Consider the following 22,787-nt stretch of genomic DNA (forward strand, 5'->3'; position numbering starts at 1 on the left):
ACGATGAGACCATCACACCCTGTCAATCACATACAATCGGTCAATGATATTGGGGCCGGCTTCCGCCGGTGACCGCATCATTGTTTTTGCTGGCCAGCGCCGCCCGGTGCCCGGGACTGACCGCCGTTACGGTACTGTTCGAGCATCTTTGCGCGCTTCACTACACCCTCACCTGCCTGCCCTGCAAGCACTGCGGCATGGATAAAAGCATTCTGGCCCATCACCCCTTCCATTTCGCTCTCCGAGAAGAGACGGAAAGAAGGTATTTCTTCCTCGGTTTCCATTCCGAGGTGCCAGGCCTTGCGGGCCTGGTCGATTTTTCTCACGCCATCGGCGGCCGCATCCGTCGAATGGAACACCGCAAGCGCAGCCCCGCTGCGGATTGCGGCATCCACCTTGGCTGAGCCGGTGACGAGCTGGCCCGCCTTGCGCGCCATGTTCATCATCTGCAGGAGCTGCTGCAAAAACAGCCGCTCAACACGCTCGCCGAGGTCCTCGGCGGCCTTCACATCGGCCTTGAGCGCGCGGGCGAAGAGCTTCTTCGCCACCGCTCTCTCGACCAGCGACCGGTCGATCTTCACCCAGCAACCGCGTCCCGGCAGCTCGCGCTTCAGGTCGGGCACCACCGTCCCGTCAGGGGCGGCCACGAAGCGGATCAGCTCGTCCGGCGATCCGCTTTCGCGTGTTGCGATGCACATGCGGCCGTTCACGTCGTAACCTTCGAGATCATCGTCCTCAGGAGATGTGTCCGGCGTCGGTGTCATTATGCGTCCTGCTCGGCAGCAGCATCGGCTTCAACAGCCTCCGCGTCCTTTGCAAGGTCTTCCTCGGTGATCCAGCCGGCGAGCAGGCGGGCCTGCACGACCATCTGTTCGGCTTCGACACGCGAAATGTCGAACTTCGAGAATAGACCCTCGAACTTCTTCGTCTCGCCATTCTTGCGTTCGGTCCAGCCCACGAGGTCGTCGGCTGCGCAGCCTGCGAAGTCTTCGATCGTCTTGATGCCGTCCTCGCCGAGCGCGACCATCATCTGGGCGGTTATGCCGTCGATCTGGCGCAGCTCGTCGGAAACGCCGAGGGCCTTGCGCTTTTCGTCCATCTCGGCTTCGAGCTTCTCCAGGAACTCGCGGGCACGGGTCTGGATTTCCTGCGCGGTGTCTTCGTCGAAACCGTCGATCGAGGAAATTTCGTCCAGATCGACATAGGCCAGTTCTTCGACGGCGGCGAAGCCTTCCGAAGCAAGGACCTGGCCGACCATCTCGTCGACGTCGAGCGCGTCCATGAAAAGATTGGTGCGCTCGTTGAATTCCTTCTGACGGCGCTCGGACTCTTCGGCTTCCGTCATGATGTCGATGTCCCAGCCGGTCAGCTGCGAGGCGAGGCGAACATTCTGACCGCGGCGGCCGATGGCGAGCGAAAGCTGCTCGTCCGGAACGACCACTTCGATGCGCTCTGCATCCTCATCGAGAACGACCTTGGCGACTTCAGCCGGCTGCAGGGCGTTGACGACAAAGGTCGCCGGATCCTGCGACCAGGGAATGATGTCGATCTTCTCGCCCTGGAGTTCTCCAACGACGGCCTGGACGCGCGAACCGCGCATACCGACGCAGGCGCCGACCGGATCGATGGACGAGTCGTTCGAGATCACTGCGATCTTGGCGCGAGAACCCGGATCGCGGGCAACCGACTTCACCTGGATGATGCCGTCGTAAATTTCCGGCACTTCCATGGTGAAGAGCTTCACCATGAACTGCGGATGCGTACGCGACAGGAAAATCTGCGGACCGCGCTGCTCGCGGCGGACATCATATACGTATGCACGAACGCGATCGCCATAGCGGACATTCTCGCGCGGGATCATTTCGTCACGGCGGATGATGCCTTCGCCGCGACCGAGGTCGACGATGACGTTGCCGTATTCGACGCGCTTAACCGTGCCGTTGACGATTTCGCCGACGCGGTCCTTGAATTCGTCGAACTGGCGGTCACGCTCGGCTTCGCGCACCTTCTGCACGATCACCTGCTTGGCCGACTGTGCGGCGATACGGCCGAAATCCATCGGCGGCAGCGGATCGGCGATGAAGTCGCCGATGGCGGCGTCCGGGTTGCGGTCGCGGGCGAGCTCCAGCGGGATCTGCGTAGAGTAGTCCTCGGCCTTCTCGACGACTTCGAGCAGACGCTGCAGACGGATTTCGCCGGTCTTCGGGTTGATGTCGGCGCGGATATTGGATTCGGTACCGTAACGGGAACGTGCCGCCTTCTGGATGGCATCGGCCATCGCGGCAAGCACGATCTCGCGGTCGATGACCTTTTCGCGCGCCACTGCATCTGCGATCTGCAGAAGTTCGAGCCGGTTTGCACTGACTGCCATTGTTCTGTTTCTCCGTCCTTGACTACCCGGGTTCCCGTCCCTGGAGCTTACGTTGATCGGTTATTCTTCGTCGCCCGCTTCGTTCTGGTTCGCAGCCTGTGCCTTTGCCAGCTTGTCGGCGCGCAGTGCATCGCGGATCAGATCGTCGGTCAGAATGAGTTTGGCATCGCTGAGCGCCGTGAAGGGGATGGTGACCTTCTGCTCTTCGCCGTAGGCAACCTGATCGCGTTCGATCGTGAACCCATCGGCGTCCGCTTCGACGATCTTGCCGCGGAAGCGTTTGCGATTGCCGATCATGATCGACGTTTCGCACTTTACGAGGTGACCTTGCCAGCGGACGAAATCAGACTTCCGCACCAGAGGGCGGTCGATGCCCGGCGAAGACACTTCGAGATGATACTCTTTATCGATCGGATCTTCCACATCGAGGACCGGAGAAATCGCCATGGAGACCTGTTCGCAGTCCTCGACGGTCATCGTGCCATCGTTCTTTTCGGCCATGACCTGCATCGTCATGCCATTCTGGTTGAGCATGCGGACGCGAATGAGGCGGAAACCGATGTCGACGAGGACTGGTTCGATAATGTCGGCAAGACGCTGGTCAAGCCCGGTCTCGGTGATCAGCCGTGGCTCATGTTGATTGTCTGCGTTTGTCAGATCCGACAAGCGGTGCGCTCCCTGCGATTTCTGGCATTCGGGGTGATCGCGCTAATAAAAAAGAGCGGGTCCTTGCGGCCCACTCTTCATCGTACGATCAAGAATTTGAGTGCCATATAGTCCCGTTTTTTAGAAATTGCAAGGTCGGAGGCGATTCCGCCTCTTCCGCTCTCGCAAGTGCGAGCTAACCTATGGCGAGCATTTGTCTTCTGCATATATTGCTGTTGAGGCATAACGATAAAAGCGGGGGAACGTGGCCTATACATCATCGACATTTGCGCCTTTGCGGCATGAGACCTACCGCACCATCTGGTTTGCAAGCCTCGCCTCGAATTTCGGCGGCCTGATCCAGGCCGTCGGTGCCGCCTGGATGATGACGGTCATCACTTCGTCGGAGGATATGGTTGCGCTGGTCCAGACCTCGACGGCACTGCCGATCATGCTCTTCTCGTTGATCTCGGGTGCTCTCGCCGACAATTATGATCGGCGCCGGATCATGCTGACGGCGCAATCCGCGATGCTCGTGGTCTCGATCCTGTTGACCGCCTGCGCTATCCTCGGCTGGGTTACACCCGGATTGCTTCTCTTCTTCACGTTTCTCATCGGCTGCGGTACGGCGCTCAACAATCCCTCCTGGCAGGCCTCGGTTGGCGACATGGTGCCGCGTGCCGATTTGCCGGACGCGGTCACGCTGAACAGTATGGGTTTCAATATAACCCGCAGCGTCGGTCCGGCGATCGGCGGCGCCATCGTGGCGGCCGCCGGTGCGGCCGCGGCCTTTGCAGTGAACGCTTTGAGCTACGTTGCGCTCCTCTACGTGCTGTTCCGCTGGCGGCCGAGCACGCCTGCTTCGACACTGCCGCGCGAAACACTCGGCAGCGCCATTTTTGCCGGCATGCGCTATGTCTCCATGTCGCCCAACCTCGAAAAGATCCTCCTGAGAGGACTGGTATTCGGTATCGGCGCGAGTTCTATCCAAGCGCTGCTGCCTGTCGTCGCGCTCGATCTCGTCTCTGGCGGGCCGCTGACCTATGGTTTCATGCTCGGCGCCTTCGGCATTGGCGCGATCGGCGGTGCCATCCTGAGCACCAGGCTGCGCGAGATGTTCTCCAGCGAGACGATCATCCGCTTGGCCTTTTCAGGCTTTGCATTCAGCGCTGTGATCGCAGCTCTCAGCCCAAGTGCCGTGCTCACCTCGGCCGGGCTGCTCGTAGCCGGTGCCTGCTGGGTTTCGGCACTTTCGCTCTTCAACATCATCGTCCAGCTTTCGACGCCGCGCTGGGTGGTCGGCCGCGCTTTGTCGCTTTACCAGACCGTCACCTTCGGCGGCATTGCCGGCGGAAGCTGGCTCTGGGGTATTGCCGCCGACCGGTATGGTCTTTCGAACGCCCTGCTGATGTCGGCTGCGGTCCTGCTGTTTGGAGTCCTGATCGGCCTACGCTTTTCCATGCCGGCTTTCGCCTCGCTCAATCTCGATCCGCTGAACCGCTTTATCGAGCCGGCTCTCGGCCTCGATATCACGCCACGCAGCGGCCCGATCGTCATCCAAGTATATTACCAGATTGCCGATGAGGACTTGGCCGAATTCATGACGCTGATGGAAGAGCGCCGCCGCATCCGTATCCGCGACGGCGCCCGCAACTGGGCGCTGATGCGCGATCTTGAAAATCCCGGCCTCTGGACGGAAACCTATCACACGCCGACCTGGGTCGAATATATCAGGCACAATCAGCGCCGCACACAGGCCGATGCCGAAAATACCGACCGGCTTCGCGCCTTGCACCGCGGCGACGGTCTGCCGCATGTTCATCGCATGATCGAGCGACAGGCCATACCGCCGGTCGATGACGTCTTTCACAAGGCGCCGATCGATCTGCATCATTGAGGTCAGGCATGCACGTCAGCTGTCACCTCAGCTTGCCTTTCATCGATGCCTCGGGAAAGCATGTGGGCTTCATGCCGTTCTTTTCCTGCCATTGGCCGATTGAGCGTCGCGTCTTGTAGCCCGGCAATCCGTCCGAACCGCCGACATCGTAACCCTGCCGTTCCAGCGCCTTCTGCATCGTGGCGACATCCGAGCGCAGCATCTTGCCGACATCGCCCCATTGTCCCTGGAAGGCTCCGGAACCGAAGGCGATGCGGTCGGCAAGGTTGCCGATATAGAGGGCATAGAGGTCGGAGTTGTTATATTCCTTGATGATGTAAAAGTTTGGCGTGACGATGAATTCCGGCCCGTCGCGCCCGGCCGGCACCAGCATCATGCCCTGTGCCTTCAACTCTCCGGATGGAAAGCCCTTGCCGGAAATACGTTTGATGTCGAGTGACGCCCAGTGGGAGAGCGGCTTGGCAAGATCAGGCCCTTCCTGTGCGCAGGAGACGGCTTGCGGGATCGTCACCTCGAACCCCCAGTCTCGGTCACGCTGCCAGCCCTTTTTCACGAGGAAATTGGCAATCGAAGCGAGCGTATCGGGAACCGAGGTCCAGATGTTGCGATGTCCGTCACCATCGAAATCGATGGCATATTTCAGATAGCTCGTCGGCATGAATTGCGGCTGGCCAAGCGCGCCCGCCGACGATCCCTTGAAGTCTGCAGGGGTCACGTCGCCGCCGTCGAGAATATGCAGCGCAGCGATCAGCTCCATGCGGAACATGTCCTTGCGCGTCGACATGAACGCCTTGGTCGCTAAAATCTCGACCGCCGAATTGGGTATCTTCGCCGCGCCGAAGCCGGTCTCGCGTCCCCAGATTGCCAGCACGATTGAGCCCGGCACCCCATAGGTCTTTTCAATGCGGCTGAGCGTCGAGGCATATTGCGAGGCAAGGCCACGCCCGGTCATGGCAAGCCGCTTCAGCCGATCCTCGTTGAAATAGGGGCCGGGCGAGGAAAATTCCGCCTGGGTCTGTGCCCGTTCCTTCGGCGGCGGAAAGCCGGGAGGGGCGAGATCGGTCAAAGTCCAGTTCAGTTCGACGCCGGCAAAAGCGGCGCGGAAGGTTTTTTCCGATATGCCGTTCTTCTTCGCGTCCGGCCAGAGATCGGCCTGCACCCATTTTTCGAATTGCGCTTCTACATCGGCTTTCGAAGGCGCTGCGTAAGAGGGGAGGGGGAGAAGTGCGGTTGCCAAAACGAATGCCAATATCCGCAGCCGCCGCAAAATACCCCCCTCTGCCCTGCCGGGCATCTCCCCCACAGGTGGGGAGATTGGCTGGGCGCGCCATTCTTCGCCAGCTTTCGACGTCTCGACGGGGTAAGCCGTTCGTGAGGAGGGGGACCCGAGCCGCTCGTGATCTCCCTCCTTGTGGGGGAGATGCCCGGCAGGGCAGAGGGGGGTAAGTCGCCACATCCTCAGGTCCCTCATATTGCCGTCCGCGCTCGAAGTGCCGCCGACAGCGTACCCTCGTCGAGATAGTCGAGCTCACCCCCCACGGGCACGCCATGCGCCAGCCGCGTGATCTTCACATTGAGATCGGCAAGCTGGTCGGTGATGTAGTGCGCCGTCGTCTGTCCCTCGACAGTCGCATTCACAGCGATAATGATCTCCTTGATGCCCCCTTCGCCGACGCGATTGATCAACCCCCGGATATTGAGGTCGTCAGGCCCGACGCCATCGAGCGGCGAGAGCGTGCCGCCGAGTACGTGATAGGCGGCGTTCAGTGCGCCGGCGCGCTCCAGCGCCCAGAGGTCGGAGACATCCTCGACGACGATGATGACGGACTGGTCGCGCTGCGCATCGGTGCAGACGGTACAGGGATCGACGGTATCGACATTGCCGCAGCGCGAGCAGATCTTGACCTTGTCATAGGCCTCGCCCATCGCATGCGACAGCGGACCGAGAAGCTGGTCCTTCTTCTTGATCAGATGCAGTGCCGCCCGTCGCGCCGAGCGTGGCCCAAGGCCCGGCACTTTCGCCAGAAGCTGGATCAGTTTTTCAATTTCGGGGCCGGTGACTCGCTTTGCCATGCGCCGTTCTTAACTGATATGGAACGAAAACGGAATCGCCGAAGGATCGCTGCGCCAATGAAAATCCTCGCCGTCTGTCGCGGCGCAGCCGAAAGGCTGCCTGGAAAAAACTACAAGACTGGTATTTTCAAGCATGCCGTCAGCGGCGGCGTCATGATCGATGCCGAAGGTCTCGTCGGTGATGCCATCTGCAATAGGAAACATCACGGCGGCATCGATCAGGCCGTCTATCTGGAGGGTTCGATCAGCCTCGACTGGTGGGCGAAGGAATTCGGACATCCCGTCGAGCCCGGCACCTTCGGTGAAAACCTTGTCATTGAGGGGTTGGATAACCGAGATGTCGCCGTTGGCGACCGCTTTATCGCCGGCGAACTGATCCTTGAAGTAACGTCCTGCCGCATTCCCTGCGCCACCTTCGCAGCAAGGATGAACGATCCGAAATTCGTCAAGCGCTATACCAAGGCGGCACGTCCCGGCATTTATTGCCGTGTGATCGCCGATGGGATCGTGGAAGCCGGAATGCCGGTCGAGTATGAGCCATTTCCGGGCGACCCAGTCACGATGCCGGAAATGATGGAGACCTTCGGACGGCGGCTTTCAGCCGCAGACCGCGAGCGCTATCTGGCAGCGCCCGTTCATTACAAGCTGCGAGCTGAGCTGGAAGCACAGCAATAGTTCAGCGCACGGCGATGGTGACGGCAGCCCCCGCCATCGTTCCCGCGCTTACCCGGTTGGCGATCCGCACTGCGCGCCGGCTCTTCAGGAAACCGCGAGCCTTTGCGGCAAGGAACATCCAGCTGAAATCGACAATAGCGAGAACGATGAACAGCGTGACGACGAGTTCGGTCCAACCGGCGAGCGACACCGAGGGGATGTCGATGATCGACGGCAGAAGTGCCACGTAGAACATCATGATCTTTGGATTGCCGAGCGCAATAGCCAGGCCGGTCAGGAACATACGCCCACGTGAGCGTTCCTGCGGCAACTCTTCTTCCTCGACATCGGCTTTGGCAAACCACATGCGCCAGGCGAGATAGAGGAGATAGAGCACGCCGAGCCACTTGATGACGACGAAGACGTGGTAGAAGCTTTCGGCGATCGCCGACAGGCCGGCAATGGCACAGGTGAGCCAGATCGCATCTCCAGCCCACATACCGAATAGGAAAGGCAGCACGTCACGCGCGCCTTTCGAGATAACGCGGGCGACCAGCGCCGCAACGCTCGGCCCCGGCGTCCCCGCGGCAATAAAAAGAGCGCCGGCGAAAACCAGCAGTGTCGTTACCGTCATCATTGCCCGTCTCCTCTTCCGGGGCTAGGCGATTACCGGACCAGTCGCCAAAATCAGAACGGCAGCTTGAAACCGGGCGGGATCGGCAGGCCGGCCGTCAGCGCCTTGGTCTTTTCGGCGGCGATGGCTTCCGCCTTGTCCTTGGCGTCCTTGTGAGCGGCAACGATCAGGTCTTCGAGGATTTCGACGTCGTCTTCCTTGAAGAGCGAAGGATCGATCTTCAGGCTCTTCAGTTCGCCCTTGCCGGAGATGATGGCGGTGACGAGCCCGCCGCCAGCCTTGCCTTCGGCGGTCAGTTCGGCGATTTCCGCCTGCATCTGCTCCATCTTGGCCTGCATTTCCTTGACTTTGCCCATCATGCCCATGATGTCGCGCATCGTCTTCTCCTTCTTGAAATCAGAATTCTATATCGTCGCCGGGCAGGATATCGCCCTCTTCGGATTCGGCGACGGCAGGCGGCTTGACCTCCTCCGCTTCCTCGTCCGGTGTCGGCGCTCGCACGCGCACGTCGATGATCTTGGCGCCCGGAAACTGGGCGAGGATTGCAGCGACATCAGGATCCTGACGTGCATCGCTGACGCGCTGTTCCTGCGCCTTGGCTTCCGCCTCCACCATCGTCGGCCCGCCTTCTTCGCGGCTGGTGCTGACGATCCAGTGGATTCCGGTCCATTCCTTGAGCTTGACGGCAAGCTCGTTGAGCAATGTGCCTGGTGCGCCTTCGGTGAGGTTTACGTCCAGTCGGCCGGGCTCGATGCGCACCGGCCGCACGAAGTTGCGCACCAATGCCTTCAGCTTGACGTCGCGTTTTTCGGCAGCGAGGTCGACGATATCGCTGATCGAATTGACCGGTACCAGGGGTTTCGGCGCTTCCGCCGGCTTCGTCTCGACCCGGCCGATATTCTGCGGCTCCGGATTGGGCACCGCACGTAACATGGCGGTCGGTCCTGATGGTTGCGGCCGCGGAGCAGGTTCCGGAGCCCGCGCCTGCACATTTGTCTGGTAGGGAACGCGCGTGCCGCCGCCATTGCCCGAAGGCACGGGCGAGGACGGTCGTGGCCCACCGCCTTCATTGGAAAATTCCGCTAGCCGCCGCGCCGCGTCTTCCGGCGCTGGCAGATGCGCCGCATGCGCCAGCCGGATCAACACCATCTCGGCGGCACCTGCCGTACGGGAAGAGTTTTCCGTTTCCGGAATGCCCTTCAGCAGCATCTGCCAGATGCGCGAGAGCGTGGTGACGGCAACCCCTTGCGCGAATTCCACTGCCTTGGTGCGCTCCACTTCGCTGAGCGAGGGGTCGTTTGCCGCATCAGGCACATATTTCAGCCGGGTCACCAGATGCGTGAAATCGGCGAGATCCGTCAGCACCACGACCGGGTTGGCCCCGGCCTCGTACTGGCTCTGGAACTCATTGAGCGCGCTTGCGACATCGCCGCGCACGATATGCTGGAATAGGTCGACGATGCGGGCGCGGTCGGCAAGGCCGAGCATGCCGCGCACAGCCTCCGCCTGTACCACGCCGCCGCCATGGGCGATCGCCTGGTCCATCAGCGACAGGCCGTCGCGGGCCGAACCTTCCGCAGCGCGCGCGATCATCGCCAGCGCATCCGGCTCCGCCTCGATGCCTTCCTTGGCGGCGATGGTCGAAAACAGGCCGACGAGATCGGACGCGCTGATACGGCGCAGGTCGAAGCGCTGGCAGCGCGAGAGAACGGTGATCGGAACCTTGCGGATTTCCGTCGTCGCGAAAATGAACTTCACGTGCTCCGGCGGCTCTTCGAGCGTCTTCAACAGCCCGTTGAAGGCTTGCGTCGAAAGCATGTGCACTTCGTCGATGATATAGACTTTGAAGCGCGCCGAAACCGGCCGGTAGCGTACCTGCTCGATGATCTCTCTGATGTCGTCGATGCCGGTATGCGAGGCGGCGTCCATTTCGATCACGTCGACATGGCGGCCTTCCATGATCGCCTGGCAATGTTCGCCGGGCACACGAAGGTCGATCGTCGGCTTGTCGATATCGGCCGTCTTGTAGTTCAGCGCCCGCGCAAGGATGCGCGCCGTCGTCGTCTTGCCCACACCGCGAACGCCGGTCAGCATATAGGCCTGCGCAATGCGGCCCGTCTCGAAGGCGTTGGTGAGCGTGCGGACCATCGGCTCCTGGCCGACCATCAGGTCCGTAAAATCCTTGGGGCGGTATTTGCGTGCCAGCACCCGGTATCCGGTGCCCGTCGAGGCGGCATCTTGTGATTGTCGCTCGGTGTCGCTCATCGCCCTGCTTGTGCCCGAAAATGCCGGGCTTCTTGGAAGAGAAGGTGGGAGGCTGGCACGATGACCCGTGCCGGGGCTCGTTAGGGCTGCTTCCTTCCGGACCTGACCCGGTTGGCGAGTGGCTCGTCCACCACCAACCTCCCGGATGCACATATCGGCAAAAACGTCATCAAAAGCAAGCCAAGCTCCAAAAAAACTGCTAGTCCATTGGAAAACATGAGGAGAATGCCCTTGAGCGATTTCGTGCTCGACCCCAGGCTCGAAAACGACAGCACAAGCATCATGGTGATCGGCCTGTGCGATGTCAGGCTGTCGAAGGATGCTCGCTGGCCCTGGCTGATCCTTGTGCCGCGTCGGGCAGAGATCACGGAGATCTTCGAGCTGACTCCGCTCGATCAGGTGCTGCTCACTTTTGAGATCGAGCTCGTCTCTGCTGCGCTCAAGAAGGTCACCGGTGCGACAAAAATCAATGTCGGGGCACTTGGCAATATCGTCCGCCAGCTTCATGTTCATATCATTGCGCGTTCCGAAGGCGATGCGAACTGGCCGGGGCCTGTCTGGGGTTTTGGCAAGGCCGAGCCTTACGAGGACGGAACAAGAAACGAATTCATAGCAAAGCTGCGGGAAGCCCTTTCACCATGAGTCATTCGCTTTTCGATTCGGATGTGCCGCATCCGGAACCCAGCAATCTCACCGCCTTTGCCGCCAACGACCTGAACCGAGACAGCGAACATCGCGACGAAGGCTCGGTCGAGAAGGCGCTTGCCCGTGAAGGGACGCATATCTTCGCCTTCGCCAAGGACAAGTTGGTTTTGAAGCATGACGGCCAGGTGCTCGATCCGCTCTTTGCCCGCTACGAGCTGCAGGAGCTGAAGCCGAACTGGGACGAGACCGTGCTGCTCGGCTATCGCAAGACCGGTGAGCCGCGCCTTGCCGTGCCGGTGGATGTCGATGTCGAGGACATGGCGAGTCAGTACAAGCCGGTCGACGGCCGTTCGCTCTTCCGAGACGAACTGGTCGATGAGATCTTGCTTGGCGAGTTTGCGCAGGCTGCGAGCCTCATCCGCTGGAACAGCGACAACCGTTTCTGTGGCCGCTGCGGTTCGGGGATGGAAATCCATATCGGCGGCTACAAGCGCGTCTGTACCGCTTGCGAGCACATGATCTTCCCGCGCACCGACCCCGTGGTCATCATGCTGACGATCGATGAAGAGCGCGATCTCTGCCTGCTCGGTCGCAGCCCGCATTTCGCGCCGGGCATGTATTCCTGCCTGGCAGGCTTCCTGGAGCCTGGCGAGACCATTGAAAATGCGGTTCGCCGTGAAACGCTGGAAGAATCCGGCATCAGGACCGGGCGCATCCGTTATCATGCCTCTCAGCCCTGGCCGATGCCGCATTCGCTGATGATCGGCTGTTATGCCGAGGCAAAGTCGCGCGATATCCACCGCGATGAGGCCGAGCTCGAGGATTGCCGCTGGTTCACCCGCGAGGAAACCATCGAAATGCTGGAGCGTCCTGGCGCCAATGGCAAGGCATCGCCGCCGAAGGGCGCGATTGCCCATCGACTGATGCGCGATTGGGTCGAGTGGAAACGGTGAGCAAGAAGCCGGAGCGGACGGATGATCGTTACCTGGTCCGGCTTGTCTGCATGAGGATATAATTATGGTCGCCCGCTCCGAACGGCTGCTGACCCTGCTTCAGACGCTCCGGCGCTACCGGCGGCCGGTTACCGGCACTGTGCTCGCCGAGGAAACCGGCGTCAGCCTGCGCACCCTCTACCGCGATATTGCGAGCCTGCAGGCGCAAGGCGCCATGATCGAGGGCGAGGCCGGCATAGGCTATGTGCTGAAACCCGGCTTCATGCTGCCGCCGATGATGTTTTCCGAGGAAGAGTTGGAAGCACTGGTGCTTGGCTCCCGTTGGGTAGCGCGCGCCGCCGAACCGCGCCTTGCCAATGCCGGCGCCGATGCGCTGGCAAAGATTGCCGCCGTGCTGCCGCCCGACATGCGCGACATGGTCGATTCGGCCACACTTTTTGTCGGCAGAAAGCGGCAGGATGAGGACAGGGCGGATGTTTCGGCCATTCGCAAGGCGATCCGCCTGGAGCGTATCCTTGAATTGCATTATGGCGACGAGCAGGGGCGTATCTCCCGCCGTCGTGTCTGGCCCTTCGCGCTTGGCTATTTCGAGCATGTGCGCATCATCATGGCCTGGTGCGAGCTGCGTCAGGATTTCCGTCATTTCCGCACCGATCGCATCATCGATATGACGATCCACGACACGCGTTATCCGCGCCGCCGCACCGTCCTCCTGAAGGAATGGCGGGACACGCAGGATACCCCGATCGAGCACTAACGCTACTGCCATAAACTGTCAGCAGGAAGCGCTATTATCAGTACCAGTCCAGCAGGAAAGGAGTACTGATCATGGGAATGTCTCAAGTTGTTCAATATGCCGGCCGTCGTACTTCCGCCGAAGCCGGAAAAACCCTTCGCTCTCGTCTGGTGCGCCTGTTTGCGGATCGGTTCGTAACGCCGTCGTTGCGCCGTCCGCGGCTTGATCTCGAAACGATGCCGTCATGGCGCAAGCGCGATCTCGGCCTGATGGATGGTCAGGACTGGCGTGTTGGCGATGATCTCTTCCGCTGAGGCCGCACGCCGGCACTATCGATATTCTTCCCGGTAACGAAGCGGCGCTCCCAGCAGCGCCGTCATAGGAGGGCTGCTGCCACAAATTGACAGCAGCAGCTTTCGGCCGGGTATCTTTCAACCCTAATGGAGAGCCGAAATGGCCAGCCCCAATCTCATTATCCTCTATGTCAAGGATCCTGCCGAAAGCGCCGCCTTCTACCGCAATATCCTGAGCCGTGAGCCGGCCGTGGAAGCGCCGAATTTCGTCGCCTTCCCGCTCGATGGCGGCTTCACCCTCGGCCTCTGGCGCCGCAGCAAGGTCGAGCCTCAACCGTCTGCCATCGGCAATCGTGGCGAGGTTGCCTTCATGGTTGATGGCGAAAACGCCGTCGCCAGGCATTACGAAGACTGGCGCAATCGCGGCTTGCCCGTCGCCCAGGAACTGACCGAACTCGACTTCGGTCCGACCTTCGTCGTGCTGGATCCGGATGGACACCGGTTGCGTGTTTGTGAGCCGGATAAATAAATAGCGGATCATGCTTGAAAAACCTCTCCGGCCTCTGCGCCGGAGAGGTTTGTTGCGTTGCTGGCCGCAGCGCCTAAAGAAGTCCCCGCATCGGATGGCCCTTGTAGACGCCGAGGATGCGGACCTTCTCGGAGAAGAAGCGCAGTTCTTCCAAGGCCCGGCGTACATTCGCGTCGTTCGGATGGCCCTCGATGTCGGCATAAAACTGCGTCGCTACAAATTTGCCGCCGAGCTGGTAGCTCTCGAGCTTCGTCATGTTGATGTTGTTTGTCGCAAAACCGCCGAGCGCCTTGTAGAGGGCGGCCGGAATGTTGCGGACGTTGAAGACGAAGGTGGTGACGATCTTCTCGTCACTGGCCGAGCGTTCTGCCCATTCCTCATCGCGCGACAGCACGACGAAGCGCGTCACGTTGTTTTCCGTGTCCTCGACATTCTCGGCGATGATATCGAGACCGTAGAGATCGGCGGCAAGGCGTGGCGCAAGCGCCGCCATGGAGCGGTCGCCGGTTTCCTTGACGAGCTTGGCAGCCCCTGCCGTATCGCCGGCGATCACAGGCTTCCAGCCATTGGCGCGAACGATTTTGCGGCATTGGCCAAGTGCATGGATATGGCTGTGAACGGTGCGGATCTCGTCCTTCGTCACACCCGGCAGTACCATCAGCTGGAAGCGGATTGGCATGAAATATTCGCCGATGATGTGCAGGCGTGATTCCGGCAGCAGGTGGTGGATGTCGGCAACGCGGCCCGCGATTGTGTTTTCGATCGGGATCATGCCGATATCGGCGTCACCATTGTCGACCGCCGTGAAGGCATCCTCGAAGGTCTGGCAGGGCAGCGGCTCCATGGTCGGAAACATGTCGCGGCTCGCCATGTCGGAATTGGCGCCGAAGTCGCCCTGGAAGGCGATCCTGTTGGTCTTGATGTTCATGAAGAAAATCCGTCAGTTGGCCATCGCGGAGAGAATGCGCCGCGCCTTTTCGAGGTCGGCTGGAGTATCGACACCGAGCGGAACGGTGTCAACGATCTCGACATCGATGCGCATGCCGGCTTCGAGCGCCCGCAACTGCTCCAGTGATTCGCGTTTTTCCAGCGTCCCACGGTCAAGGGAGACGAAGCGCTCCAGTGCGGCGCGCCGATAGGCGTAGAGCCCGATATGGTGATAGAGCGGCCCTTCGCCGTACGGCGCGGTCGTACGCGTGAAGTAAAGCGCGCGCAGACGGCTTTCTGAGACAGGCGTGCCGACGACCTTGACGATGTGCGGTGCGGTCTTGTCCTCCTCTGTGTCGATCTCAGTCGTCAGCGTGCCGATATCGACCTCGGGGTTATCGAGGGGACGCAATGCTGCACGCACCGTTTCCGGATCGATCGTCGGAAGATCGCCCTGGACGTTCACGATGATTTTCGCCCTTTTGTCCGGGTCGACAATCGTCAGCGCTTCGAAGATACGGTCCGAGCCGACCTGATGATCCCTGCTCGTCATGATCACCTCAAAGCCCGCTGCCGCAACGGTGTCGAAAACGTCCTGGTCGTCGACCGCCACGATGACGCGCCCGATTTCCGCTTCCTGCGCTCGTTTCGCCACTTGGACGATCATCGGCAAACCGCAAATATCGGCCAGCGGCTTGCCCGGAAGGCGGGTAGAGGCCATGCGTGCGGGGATCAACACCAGCACTTCATCTAATTTTGAATCAGTCATTGTTCGGGCCTTCTAATCCGGGCTGAAAAGTGGCAAAAAGTCTCATGCACAAGACCATTTAGACAGTTGCAACGAATAGCCAAAAGACATAGGTTCCGCGCAATTTCAAGATGGTCCGGTTTCTGGTCTGCCGGCTGCAAGGGGAGCATTGCAGATGAATTCATACGTCAATACGGCCGTGGGGGCGCTGCTGGGAACGATCTTCGTTCTGATGTCGGTCTCCATTGCCTCCGAGGGGATCTTCCATTCGGAAGCGCCGGAGAAGGAAGGTTTTGCCATCGTCGCCGAGGAGGCACCCGCCGCCGGCGGTGAAGGCGCACCTGCTGCTGTTGCCGTTCCGATCGCAAAGCTTCTTGCCAGCGCCGATGCCAAGGCCGGCGAAACCGTATTCAAGAAGTGTCAGGCCTGTCACGACGGCACCAAAGGCGGACCGAACAAGGTCGGCCCGAATCTCTTTGGTGTCGTAGATCGCCCGATCGCCTCGCATGAAGGCTTCGCCTATTCTTCTGCCATGAAGGACTTCTCCAAGGGCAGCAGCGAACTTTGGACCTTCGAGAACCTCAACAAGTTCCTGCTGGCGCCGAAGAAGGACGTTCCAGGCACCGCCATGGGCTTTGCCGGTCTGCCGAAAGATCAGGATCGCGCCAACGTCATCCTCTATCTGCACACGCTGGCAGATTCACCGGCTCCGCTGCCGGATCCGAATGCTCCGACTGCAACGCAGTAAGAACGACGAGTTGTTTCCGAGAAGAAGCCCGGTCAAAAGCCGGGCTTTTTGCTGCCTCAGGCGCCGAGAATATAGGCCCAGAAGGAAACAGTGATGGCGCCGAGCGCTGTGGTCACCGTGATCGTCGACGCGGCAAGGCTGTGGCCGACGCCGAAGCGGTTGGCGATCAGCCAGGCATTCACCCCTGTCGGCACCGATGCGGTCAGCACCAGAGCCGCTGCCCATTCGTTGCTGAGGCCGAAAAGATGGCTTGCTGCCCACACGCAGCCAGGCAGCAGCAGCAGCTTGAAGGTTGAGGTTGCGCTGGCGATCCCGACATTGCCGGAGACTCCGTATTTCCGCAGCGCCATGCCGAGCGAAATCAGTGCCGCCGGACCGGCCGTGCCGGCGATCTGGCCGACAACTGAACTGATCGTTGCTGGCATGGTCAGGCCAGAGACGTGAAAGAGAGCGCCTGCCGCGATGCCGATGACCAGCGGGTTGTGCAGCAGGTTCAGGCCGATCTGCTTCAGCACCAGTGTCATGCTGCGGTCGCTCTTGCCGGAAATCTTGCGCTCGGCATGTTCCATCATGATTGTGCCCGCCACCATCATGATCGGCAGATGCACGGCAAGCAGGATGGAAAGGGCAACAAGCCCTTCGCTGCCCACGGTGCGCTCGACCAGCGGCAGACCGATGAAGATGTTGTTGGCGAAAGCCGAGGATACGCCCGCAAGCACGCCAATCCGCTCATCGCGCCCGAAGAAGCGCGTAGCGACGATGTGCCCGGCCGTCCATGTCACCGCGACGCCGGAGAAATAGACGATCCAGAGCCGGAAAGGCGACGCGCCATGGAAATCGGCTTCGGCGATGGTGCGGAAAAGCAGCAGAGGCACGGCGATCTTGAAGACGAACTCGCTCAAGGCATCGCCGACATTTGCGGTCAGCACTCCGACGCGGACGATCAGCCAGCCGATGAGAATGAGAAGGAAGATCGGAAGAACGTCGAAGATGATGGCTGACATGAACTGCTGCTCTGCGCGGGAATGCCGAGGTCTAACAGCAAATTGCCGGCCATGACAAATGCAGCGGATACGATTTTTTTCGCGCCGCAACAAAAAAAACGGGCTCAGCCCGCTTTTCCGCATCCGGCAAGGCCGGATACCCGATCACGATACTGCCAGTTCATCCGTGGTCAGCATCGTTCCGGTATGACTGAAGGGATCATCCCTCCCATATCCGGCCGTACGAGATACCTGCATGCCGGTTTTGCCAACACTGTTTTTAGGCAGGCAAAGTGACAGCGGCATGAAGGATAAACGGCAATTTTACGAAGACTTAGAGCGTGATCTGCTCTTTATCCTTTCAATGCCGGCAAATTTCGCTAACACCGACTACCGGCTATCACAAATCCGGGACTTTCCATTTCATGACAAAATTCGATGTTCTGACAGTCGGCAACGCAATCGTCGACATCATCGCCCGTTGCGACGACCAGTTCCTCATTGACAACAAGATCACCAAGGCGGCGATGAACCTCATCGATGCCGACCGTGCCGAACTGCTCTATTCCCGCATGGGGCCGGCGCTTGAAGCGTCCGGCGGCAGCGCCGGCAATACGGCCGCCGGCGTTGCAAGCCTCGGCGGCAAGGCCGCCTATTTCGGCAAGGTCGCGGAAGACCAGCTCGGCGAGATCTTCGCGCATGATATCCGTGCCCAGGGCGTCCATTACCGGACTAGGGCCAAGGGCACGTTTCCCCCGACTGCGCGTTCGATGATCTTCGTCACCGATGACGGCGAACGCTCGATGAACACCTATCTCGGCGCCTGCGTCGAACTCGGGCCTGAAGATGTCGAAGCAGATGTCGTGGCCGATGCCAAGGTGACCTATTTCGAAGGTTATCTTTGGGATCCGCCGCGCGCCAAGGAGGCGATCCTTGATTGCGCCCGCATCGCCCATGAGAACGGCCGCGAAATGTCGATGACGCTCTCCGACAGCTTCTGCGTCGACCGTTATCGCGGTGAGTTCCTGGATCTCATGCGGTCCGGCAAAATCGACATCGTCTTCGCCAATCGCCAGGAAGTGCTGTCGCTTTACGAGACCGACGATTTCGAAGAAGCGCTGAACAAGATCGCCAAGGATTGCAGGATCGCCGCCGTGACTATGAGCGAGAACGGTGCCGTGATCCTGAAGGGCAACGAGCGCCATTACGTCGATGCAATCAAGATCAACGAAGTCGTCGATACGACCGGCGCCGGCGACCTCTTCGCCTCAGGTTTCCTCTACGGCTATACCCAGGGCCGCACGCTGGAAGATTGCGGCAAGCTCGGCTGCCTTGCCGCCGGCATCGTAATCCAGCAAATCGGCCCGCGGCCGATGAAGTCGCTGTCCGAAGCCGCAAAGGAGGCAGGCCTTATTTAAAGGCCTCGCCCGGATAGGCACCCCAGATTTCCGACTGCGCCACCCAGCCCTCGGCGCCGTCGGTCTTTGCGAAGCACCACTCTCCGCTGCATTCACCGATCGTGATCATCACGCCGGGTTCCAACTTGGCGACGATGCTGGAAGAAGGCTGTGCTTCACGGCGGAGGTTGACATAGACGCTCTTGCCCTTGCCCTTCATCCACGGCGCGGCGATAGCGGCGCGCTGGCCTGACAGCAGCGACTGATTGACCCAGCCCTCGGTTCCGTCCGCATCGCGGATGCGGCGCCAGTTGTCATATTCCTGAATGATTTCGACCGGCAATCCCGACTTCAGATAGAGCCAGGAAACGGCGTAATCCGTTCCCGGTCCGATGCGCAGATTGACGCGCTTGGACTTCAGCGTCACGAAACGCGGCAGCGGCAGGCCGCTCGGCCCCTTGGCCGCCGCCTGGGCTTGCGCAAATTCAACTGTGCCTGCCGATACGGCAAAGGCAACCGCCAGGGCGAGGCAGGACTTTAAAACAGTGCGACGCATGGAAGCTTCCGTTGGCTCGAATTCGAAGCAGGTCCTGCCTGCTCGCTTTCCGGGATTCCCCGGTCGCCTCGCGAGTTTTGTTTGTCTTCGCGTGCGGGTCTGGTAGAAAATGCCCGTAATGGGGAAATGATCGTCCAACTTGGTTAAAGACCTCTGAACAAGGCACCGCAAGCTGCTATGACAACGAAGAAAAAACCGAAGGTCTACATAACCCGAAAGCTGCCTGATGTCGTCGAAACCCGTATGCGCGAGCTTTTCGATGCCGAGTTGAATATCGACGACACGCCGCGATCCGCCCTTGAGCTTGCCGAAGCCGTCAAGAGCTGCGACGTGCTCGTGCCGACCGTAACGGACCGGATCGACGCAGCACTCATCGAACATGCCGGACCGCAGTTGAAGCTGATCGCCAGCTTTTCGAACGGCACCGATCATATCGATGTGGAGGCGGCGGCGCGTAAAGGCATCACCGTCACCAACACGCCGAATGTGCTGACCGAGGACACCGCCGACATGGCCATGGCGCTGATCCTTGCCGTACCGCGCCGGATTGGCGAGGGTGCACGCGTGCTGACTGACAGGCCCGGCGAATGGGCCGGCTGGTCGCCAACCTGGATGCTCGGCCGTCGCATGCATGGAAAGCGCATCGGCATCGTCGGCATGGGCCGTATCGGCACGGCTGTTGCGCGACGCGCCAAGGCCTTCGGCCTGTCGATCCATTATCACAACCGCAAGCGCGTCAATCCGGCAACCGAGGACGAATTGGAGGCGACCTACTGGGAAAGCCTCGATCAGATGCTCGCCCGCGTCGATATCGTCTCGGTCAATTGCCCCTCGACACCGGCGACCTTCCATCTGCTCTCGGCACGACGCCTGGCGTTGCTGCAGCCGACGGCCTATCTCGTCAACACCGCCCGCGGTGACGTGATCGACGAGGCGGCTCTCATCAAATGCCTGCGAGAAGGAAAGCTCGCCGGCGCCGGCCTCGATGTTTTCGAAAACGAACCGATGGTCAATCCGAAGCTGGTGAAGCTCGCCAACGAGGGCAAGGTCGTGCTGTTGCCGCATATGAGTTCGGCGACGATCGAGGGACGTGCGGAGATGGGCGACAAGGTCATCATCAACATCCGCGCTTTCATGGACGGTCACCGGCCGCCGAACCGGGTGTTGCCCGGACGGTGAGGGCTACAGCGCCGCGCGTCTTTTAAGACGCGCAAAGGACGCTGTAACACTTTGAGTTTCTGCATAATTTTGCCCTTAAATCGATTCCGATTTAAGGAATTATGCAGAGGCCTCCCATCCTTAGCCGGCAAGCGCTTTCCGCATCTCGATAAATGTCGCACGCACAAAGCCCGGATGGGACTTCTCTGCGGTCTTGGCAAAGCCCCAGGCGGCGAAAGTCGAGTGATTGCTGACGAGTTCTATCCGCGTCTCGAGCCTTAATGCCGGAAGGCCGAGATCGCACGCCGTCTTCTCGGCGATATCAAGCAGGCGACGGCCGATGCCTTTGCCTTGTGCCGATGGCAGAACCGCAAGCTTTCCGACATAGAGACAGTCCGTCTCCGGACGCAGGAAAATGCATCCGGCGAGCCGTCCGTCATTCTCCACGGCATAGGCGATTTCTGCCTTTGCTTTTTCCGCGAGCGATTCCACCGTCAGGCGGATTGCGGACGAGGGCGGATCGATGCGGCCTTCCATATAGGCGAAAGATGCGAGAACGAGATCGAGCAACTCGCTCCAGCGGGCAAAGCTCTCATCGATGCGGAAAGGCGTCATGCAGTCTTGCTCTGCTTCGCGCGCCGACGCTTGTAGCGGATCGTATCGAAACGGGCCGATAGCGCATCATAGAGCAGCAGCCGGCCGATCAGCGGTTCGCCGGCACCGGTAATGAGCTTGATCGCCTCCATGGCCATCAGCGTGCCGATCACGCCCGTCAGTGCGCCGATGATCCCGGCTTCCGCGCAGGCGGGGATCAGTCCGGCCGGCGGCGCCTCCGGAAAGAGATCGCGATAGCCGGGATTGGCCGTGCCGTCTTCGGTAGTCTCATAGGGTTTCAGTACGGTCAGCGATCCGTCGAAGCGGCCGACGGCACCGGTGACGAGCGGGATGTGCGCTTCCTCGGCTGCATCGGCAGCCGCATAACGCGTGTCGAAATTATCGGAGCCGTCGATCAAGAGATCGAAGCCCGAAAGGTGTCGGCGCGCAGCGTCTGCCGAAAAGCGCTCGGTGAACCGGATGACCTTGATATGCGGGTTCAGTCGCGTAATCGCTTGCGCTGCGCTCTCCGTCTTCAGCTCGCCGATCGTGCCGGAATCGTGGACAACCTGCCGCTGCAGATTGGAGAGCGAAACGCGGTCGTCATCGGCAATGCCGAGCGTGCCGACGCCTGCGGCGGCCAGATATTGCAGGATCGGCGCACCAAGCCCTCCGGCGCCGATCACCAGCACGCGCGCGGCCTTCAGCTTCTGCTGACCCGCGCCACCGATTTCCGGCAGCAGGATATGACGATGATAACGCGCAATTTCGTCCGGGCTCAGAGGTTCCATGGGTCTGATGCTATCACGCCCCGAACCGGCAGGAGAAGCACTATCGCTCATTCGAAAACCCTTCCGTCGGCAACCGTGAAAAACTGCGCCCGCTCGCCAAGTGCCGCAAACATCTGATGGTCCGTTCCGGTCATGAAGGCTTGGCCCCCAAGCCCGTCTATGAGGTCGAACAGTGCAGCACGACGCCCCTCGTCGAGATGGGCGGCGATCTCGTCCAGGAGCAGAACCGGCGCATGGCCCGTGAGATTGCCGACGAGCCGCGCATGGGCAAGCACGAGGCCAACCAGCAGGGCCTTTTGCTCACCGGTCGAGCAGCGCGCTGCTTCCATCTGCTTCTCGCGATGATGCACGATGAGATCGGCGCGATGCGGCCCCTCCAGGGTGCGTCCGGCGCCGGCATCGCGATAACGGTTGGCGGCGAGTGTCGCCGCATATTCGTCTTCCAGATCGACCGAAGGCCTGGAGAACTGGCCGTCCATGAAGCCCGAGAGCTGCAGCGATGCCGATGGGAAGGGGGAGGTCTCGCGGCTTTCTTCGATCAGCCGCGTCAGCAGGCCGAGCATCTCCTGCCGGGCGAGCGCCATGGCGATGCCGAGGCTTGCCATCTGCTCCTCGATACCGGAAAGCCAGGACGGATCGAAACGGCCTTCGTCGAGCAACCTGTTGCGGCTGCGCATGGCGCGTTCGAAATCGCTGGCCCGCCTGCCATGTTCAGGGTCGAGGGACAGCACCAGCCGGTCGAGGAACCGCCGGCGTTCGGACGAGCCGCCGGTAAAGAGCCCATCCATGGCCGGAGTGAGCCAGAGTACGCGCAAATGGTCCGTCAACTCGTCGACCGTTTTCGCGGTCGTTCCATTGATGCGCAGCCGGCGCGTGGTCGTCTCGTCGCTGGCATCGATCCCGGTGCCGATCTCGACATCGCCTTCCATGCCATCGAGTTCGACAAAGATAGAAAACCCACCCGTCGCATGCACGCGGGTGATGTCGCCATAGGCGGCGCGGCGCAGCCCGCGTCCGGGCGAGAGGAAGGAGACAGCCTCCATGAGGTTGGTCTTGCCGGCGCCGTTGTCACCGGTCAGCACCACATGCCGCCCGTCGAACGAAAGCGAGGCCGATGCGTAATTGCGAAAATCGGTCAGCTTCAGGCGGGAAAGGGAAACCTTGTGCGGCATCGGATATCCGGAATCATT

The 22,787-nt window shown here is 60.6% G+C and carries 25 protein-coding genes and 1 other RNA gene; 10 read left to right on the top strand and 16 right to left on the bottom strand.

Features of this window, described 5'->3' with window-relative positions:
* Nucleotides 1-77 precede the first annotated feature (77 nt).
* Genes FHT87_RS08760 through rimP form a run of 3 tightly spaced genes read right to left on the bottom strand, consistent with a single transcriptional unit; the run spans nucleotide 78 to nucleotide 3,037 of the window.
* Nucleotides 78-764, bottom strand: a complete 687-nt coding sequence (locus FHT87_RS08760; protein ID WP_183727454.1) for an RNA-binding protein — start codon at nucleotides 762-764, stop codon at nucleotides 78-80.
* Nucleotides 764-2,371, bottom strand: a complete 1,608-nt coding sequence (gene nusA, locus FHT87_RS08765; protein WP_183727456.1) for a transcription termination factor NusA — start codon at nucleotides 2,369-2,371, stop codon at nucleotides 764-766. Before nusA ends, FHT87_RS08760 begins: the two co-directional genes overlap by 1 nt.
* A 60-nt stretch (nucleotides 2,372-2,431) precedes the next feature.
* Nucleotides 2,432-3,037: a ribosome maturation factor RimP gene (gene rimP, locus FHT87_RS08770; protein WP_183727458.1), complete on the bottom strand. Its 606-nt coding sequence runs from the start codon at nucleotides 3,035-3,037 to the stop codon at nucleotides 2,432-2,434.
* Between the two features lie 244 nt (nucleotides 3,038-3,281).
* Between rimP and FHT87_RS08775 the strand changes: the two genes are divergently transcribed.
* Complete coding sequence (locus tag FHT87_RS08775) at nucleotides 3,282-4,913, top strand: MFS transporter (RefSeq protein WP_183727460.1); 1,632 nt, start codon at nucleotides 3,282-3,284, stop codon at nucleotides 4,911-4,913.
* Nucleotides 4,914-4,935: 22 nt separating this feature from the next.
* Here FHT87_RS08775 and FHT87_RS08780 read toward each other — a convergent pair whose 3' ends face one another.
* Entirely contained in the window at nucleotides 4,936-6,207 is a 1,272-nt protein-coding gene (locus FHT87_RS08780; protein ID WP_183801163.1) for a lytic murein transglycosylase, read from the bottom strand.
* A 173-nt stretch (nucleotides 6,208-6,380) separates the two neighbouring features.
* Nucleotides 6,381-6,986 (bottom strand): recombination mediator RecR, encoded by a 606-nt coding sequence (gene recR, locus FHT87_RS08785; RefSeq protein ID WP_112542843.1) that lies wholly within the window; start codon nucleotides 6,984-6,986, stop codon nucleotides 6,381-6,383.
* Nucleotides 6,987-7,043: 57 nt separating this feature from the next.
* On the opposite strand from recR, the gene FHT87_RS08790 reads away from it, so the two are divergent.
* Nucleotides 7,044-7,661, top strand: a complete 618-nt coding sequence (locus FHT87_RS08790; RefSeq protein WP_183727462.1) for an MOSC domain-containing protein — start codon at nucleotides 7,044-7,046, stop codon at nucleotides 7,659-7,661.
* Between the two features lies 1 nt (nucleotide 7,662).
* On the opposite strand, the gene FHT87_RS08795 is transcribed toward FHT87_RS08790, so the two are convergent.
* From FHT87_RS08795 to ffs, 4 genes are all read right to left on the bottom strand, one after another.
* Nucleotides 7,663-8,274 carry a LysE family translocator gene (locus FHT87_RS08795; RefSeq protein ID WP_183729137.1) on the bottom strand — a complete coding sequence of 204 codons (612 nt, stop codon included), beginning with the start codon at nucleotides 8,272-8,274 and terminating at the stop codon, nucleotides 7,663-7,665.
* A gap of 53 nt (nucleotides 8,275-8,327) precedes the next feature.
* Nucleotides 8,328-8,651 carry a YbaB/EbfC family nucleoid-associated protein gene (locus FHT87_RS08800; RefSeq protein WP_183727464.1) on the bottom strand — a complete coding sequence of 108 codons (324 nt, stop codon included), beginning with the start codon at nucleotides 8,649-8,651 and terminating at the stop codon, nucleotides 8,328-8,330.
* Between the two features lie 19 nt (nucleotides 8,652-8,670).
* Entirely contained in the window at nucleotides 8,671-10,539 is a 1,869-nt protein-coding gene (locus tag FHT87_RS08805; RefSeq protein WP_183801166.1) for a DNA polymerase III subunit gamma/tau, read from the bottom strand.
* A 44-nt stretch (nucleotides 10,540-10,583) separates the two neighbouring features.
* Nucleotides 10,584-10,681: signal recognition particle sRNA small type (ffs, locus tag FHT87_RS08810), an RNA gene on the bottom strand.
* An 89-nt stretch (nucleotides 10,682-10,770) separates the two neighbouring features.
* Here ffs and FHT87_RS08815 point away from each other — a divergent pair.
* The 5 genes from FHT87_RS08815 to FHT87_RS08835 all read left to right on the top strand — a co-directional run bounded on the left by FHT87_RS08815 (nucleotide 10,771) and on the right by FHT87_RS08835 (nucleotide 13,695).
* Nucleotides 10,771-11,181: an HIT family protein gene (locus FHT87_RS08815; protein WP_183801169.1), complete on the top strand. Its 411-nt coding sequence runs from the start codon at nucleotides 10,771-10,773 to the stop codon at nucleotides 11,179-11,181.
* The gene (gene nudC, locus FHT87_RS08820) at nucleotides 11,178-12,137 is read left to right on the top strand and encodes an NAD(+) diphosphatase (protein WP_183727470.1); all 960 of its coding nucleotides are present in this window, start codon (nucleotides 11,178-11,180) and stop codon (nucleotides 12,135-12,137) included. The genes FHT87_RS08815 and nudC overlap by 4 nt, the downstream gene beginning before the upstream one ends.
* A gap of 61 nt (nucleotides 12,138-12,198) precedes the next feature.
* A complete protein-coding gene (locus FHT87_RS08825) occupies nucleotides 12,199-12,894 on the top strand; it encodes a YafY family protein (RefSeq protein WP_183729140.1) in 696 nt (231 codons plus the stop codon).
* 71 nt (nucleotides 12,895-12,965) lie between these two features.
* Entirely contained in the window at nucleotides 12,966-13,187 is a 222-nt protein-coding gene (locus FHT87_RS08830; protein ID WP_183727472.1) for a hypothetical protein, read from the top strand.
* 139 nt (nucleotides 13,188-13,326) lie between these two features.
* Nucleotides 13,327-13,695 (top strand): VOC family protein, encoded by a 369-nt coding sequence (locus FHT87_RS08835; protein ID WP_183727474.1) that lies wholly within the window; start codon nucleotides 13,327-13,329, stop codon nucleotides 13,693-13,695.
* Between the two features lie 73 nt (nucleotides 13,696-13,768).
* Here FHT87_RS08835 and FHT87_RS08840 read toward each other — a convergent pair whose 3' ends face one another.
* Together FHT87_RS08840 and FHT87_RS08845 are read right to left on the bottom strand one after the other, a co-directional pair.
* Nucleotides 13,769-14,623: a prephenate dehydratase gene (locus FHT87_RS08840; RefSeq protein WP_183727476.1), complete on the bottom strand. Its 855-nt coding sequence runs from the start codon at nucleotides 14,621-14,623 to the stop codon at nucleotides 13,769-13,771.
* A gap of 12 nt (nucleotides 14,624-14,635) precedes the next feature.
* On the bottom strand, nucleotides 14,636-15,391 hold the full coding sequence (locus FHT87_RS08845) for a 3-deoxy-manno-octulosonate cytidylyltransferase (RefSeq protein WP_183727478.1): 756 nt from the start codon (nucleotides 15,389-15,391) through the stop codon (nucleotides 14,636-14,638).
* Between the two features lie 154 nt (nucleotides 15,392-15,545).
* Here FHT87_RS08845 and FHT87_RS08850 point away from each other — a divergent pair, with 154 nt between their 5' ends.
* Nucleotides 15,546-16,118 (top strand): cytochrome c family protein, encoded by a 573-nt coding sequence (locus FHT87_RS08850; RefSeq protein ID WP_183727480.1) that lies wholly within the window; start codon nucleotides 15,546-15,548, stop codon nucleotides 16,116-16,118.
* Between the two features lie 56 nt (nucleotides 16,119-16,174).
* Here the strand turns inward: FHT87_RS08850 and FHT87_RS08855 are convergent, their stop codons facing one another.
* Nucleotides 16,175-17,122 (bottom strand): AEC family transporter, encoded by a 948-nt coding sequence (locus tag FHT87_RS08855; RefSeq protein WP_183801172.1) that lies wholly within the window; start codon nucleotides 17,120-17,122, stop codon nucleotides 16,175-16,177.
* A gap of 404 nt (nucleotides 17,123-17,526) precedes the next feature.
* Between FHT87_RS08855 and FHT87_RS08860 the strand changes: the two genes are divergently transcribed.
* The gene (locus tag FHT87_RS08860; RefSeq protein WP_183801174.1) at nucleotides 17,527-18,519 is read left to right on the top strand and encodes an adenosine kinase; all 993 of its coding nucleotides are present in this window, start codon (nucleotides 17,527-17,529) and stop codon (nucleotides 18,517-18,519) included.
* Here FHT87_RS08860 and FHT87_RS08865 read toward each other — a convergent pair.
* Nucleotides 18,512-19,054, bottom strand: a complete 543-nt coding sequence (locus FHT87_RS08865) for an SH3 domain-containing protein (RefSeq protein ID WP_183727486.1) — start codon at nucleotides 19,052-19,054, stop codon at nucleotides 18,512-18,514. The two genes, FHT87_RS08860 and FHT87_RS08865, sit on opposite strands and share 8 nt — an antisense overlap.
* 177 nt (nucleotides 19,055-19,231) lie before the next feature.
* Here FHT87_RS08865 and FHT87_RS08870 point away from each other — a divergent pair, with 177 nt between their 5' ends.
* Nucleotides 19,232-20,233, top strand: a complete 1,002-nt coding sequence (locus FHT87_RS08870; protein WP_183727488.1) for a D-glycerate dehydrogenase — start codon at nucleotides 19,232-19,234, stop codon at nucleotides 20,231-20,233.
* Nucleotides 20,234-20,353: 120 nt separating this feature from the next.
* Here the strand turns inward: FHT87_RS08870 and FHT87_RS08875 are convergent, their stop codons facing one another.
* Genes FHT87_RS08875 through recF form a run of 3 tightly spaced genes read right to left on the bottom strand, consistent with a single transcriptional unit; the run spans nucleotide 20,354 to nucleotide 22,769 of the window.
* Nucleotides 20,354-20,827: a GNAT family N-acetyltransferase gene (locus FHT87_RS08875; protein ID WP_183801177.1), complete on the bottom strand. Its 474-nt coding sequence runs from the start codon at nucleotides 20,825-20,827 to the stop codon at nucleotides 20,354-20,356.
* On the bottom strand, nucleotides 20,824-21,648 hold the full coding sequence (locus tag FHT87_RS08880; protein ID WP_183801180.1) for a molybdopterin-synthase adenylyltransferase MoeB: 825 nt from the start codon (nucleotides 21,646-21,648) through the stop codon (nucleotides 20,824-20,826). The genes FHT87_RS08875 and FHT87_RS08880 overlap by 4 nt, the downstream gene beginning before the upstream one ends.
* On the bottom strand, nucleotides 21,645-22,769 hold the full coding sequence (gene recF / locus FHT87_RS08885) for a DNA replication/repair protein RecF (protein WP_183801187.1): 1,125 nt from the start codon (nucleotides 22,767-22,769) through the stop codon (nucleotides 21,645-21,647). Before recF ends, FHT87_RS08880 begins: the two co-directional genes overlap by 4 nt.
* Nucleotides 22,770-22,787 lie beyond the last annotated feature (18 nt).

The organism is Rhizobium sp. BK316 (assembly GCF_014193695.1).
Classification (GTDB): domain Bacteria; phylum Pseudomonadota; class Alphaproteobacteria; order Rhizobiales; family Rhizobiaceae; genus Rhizobium.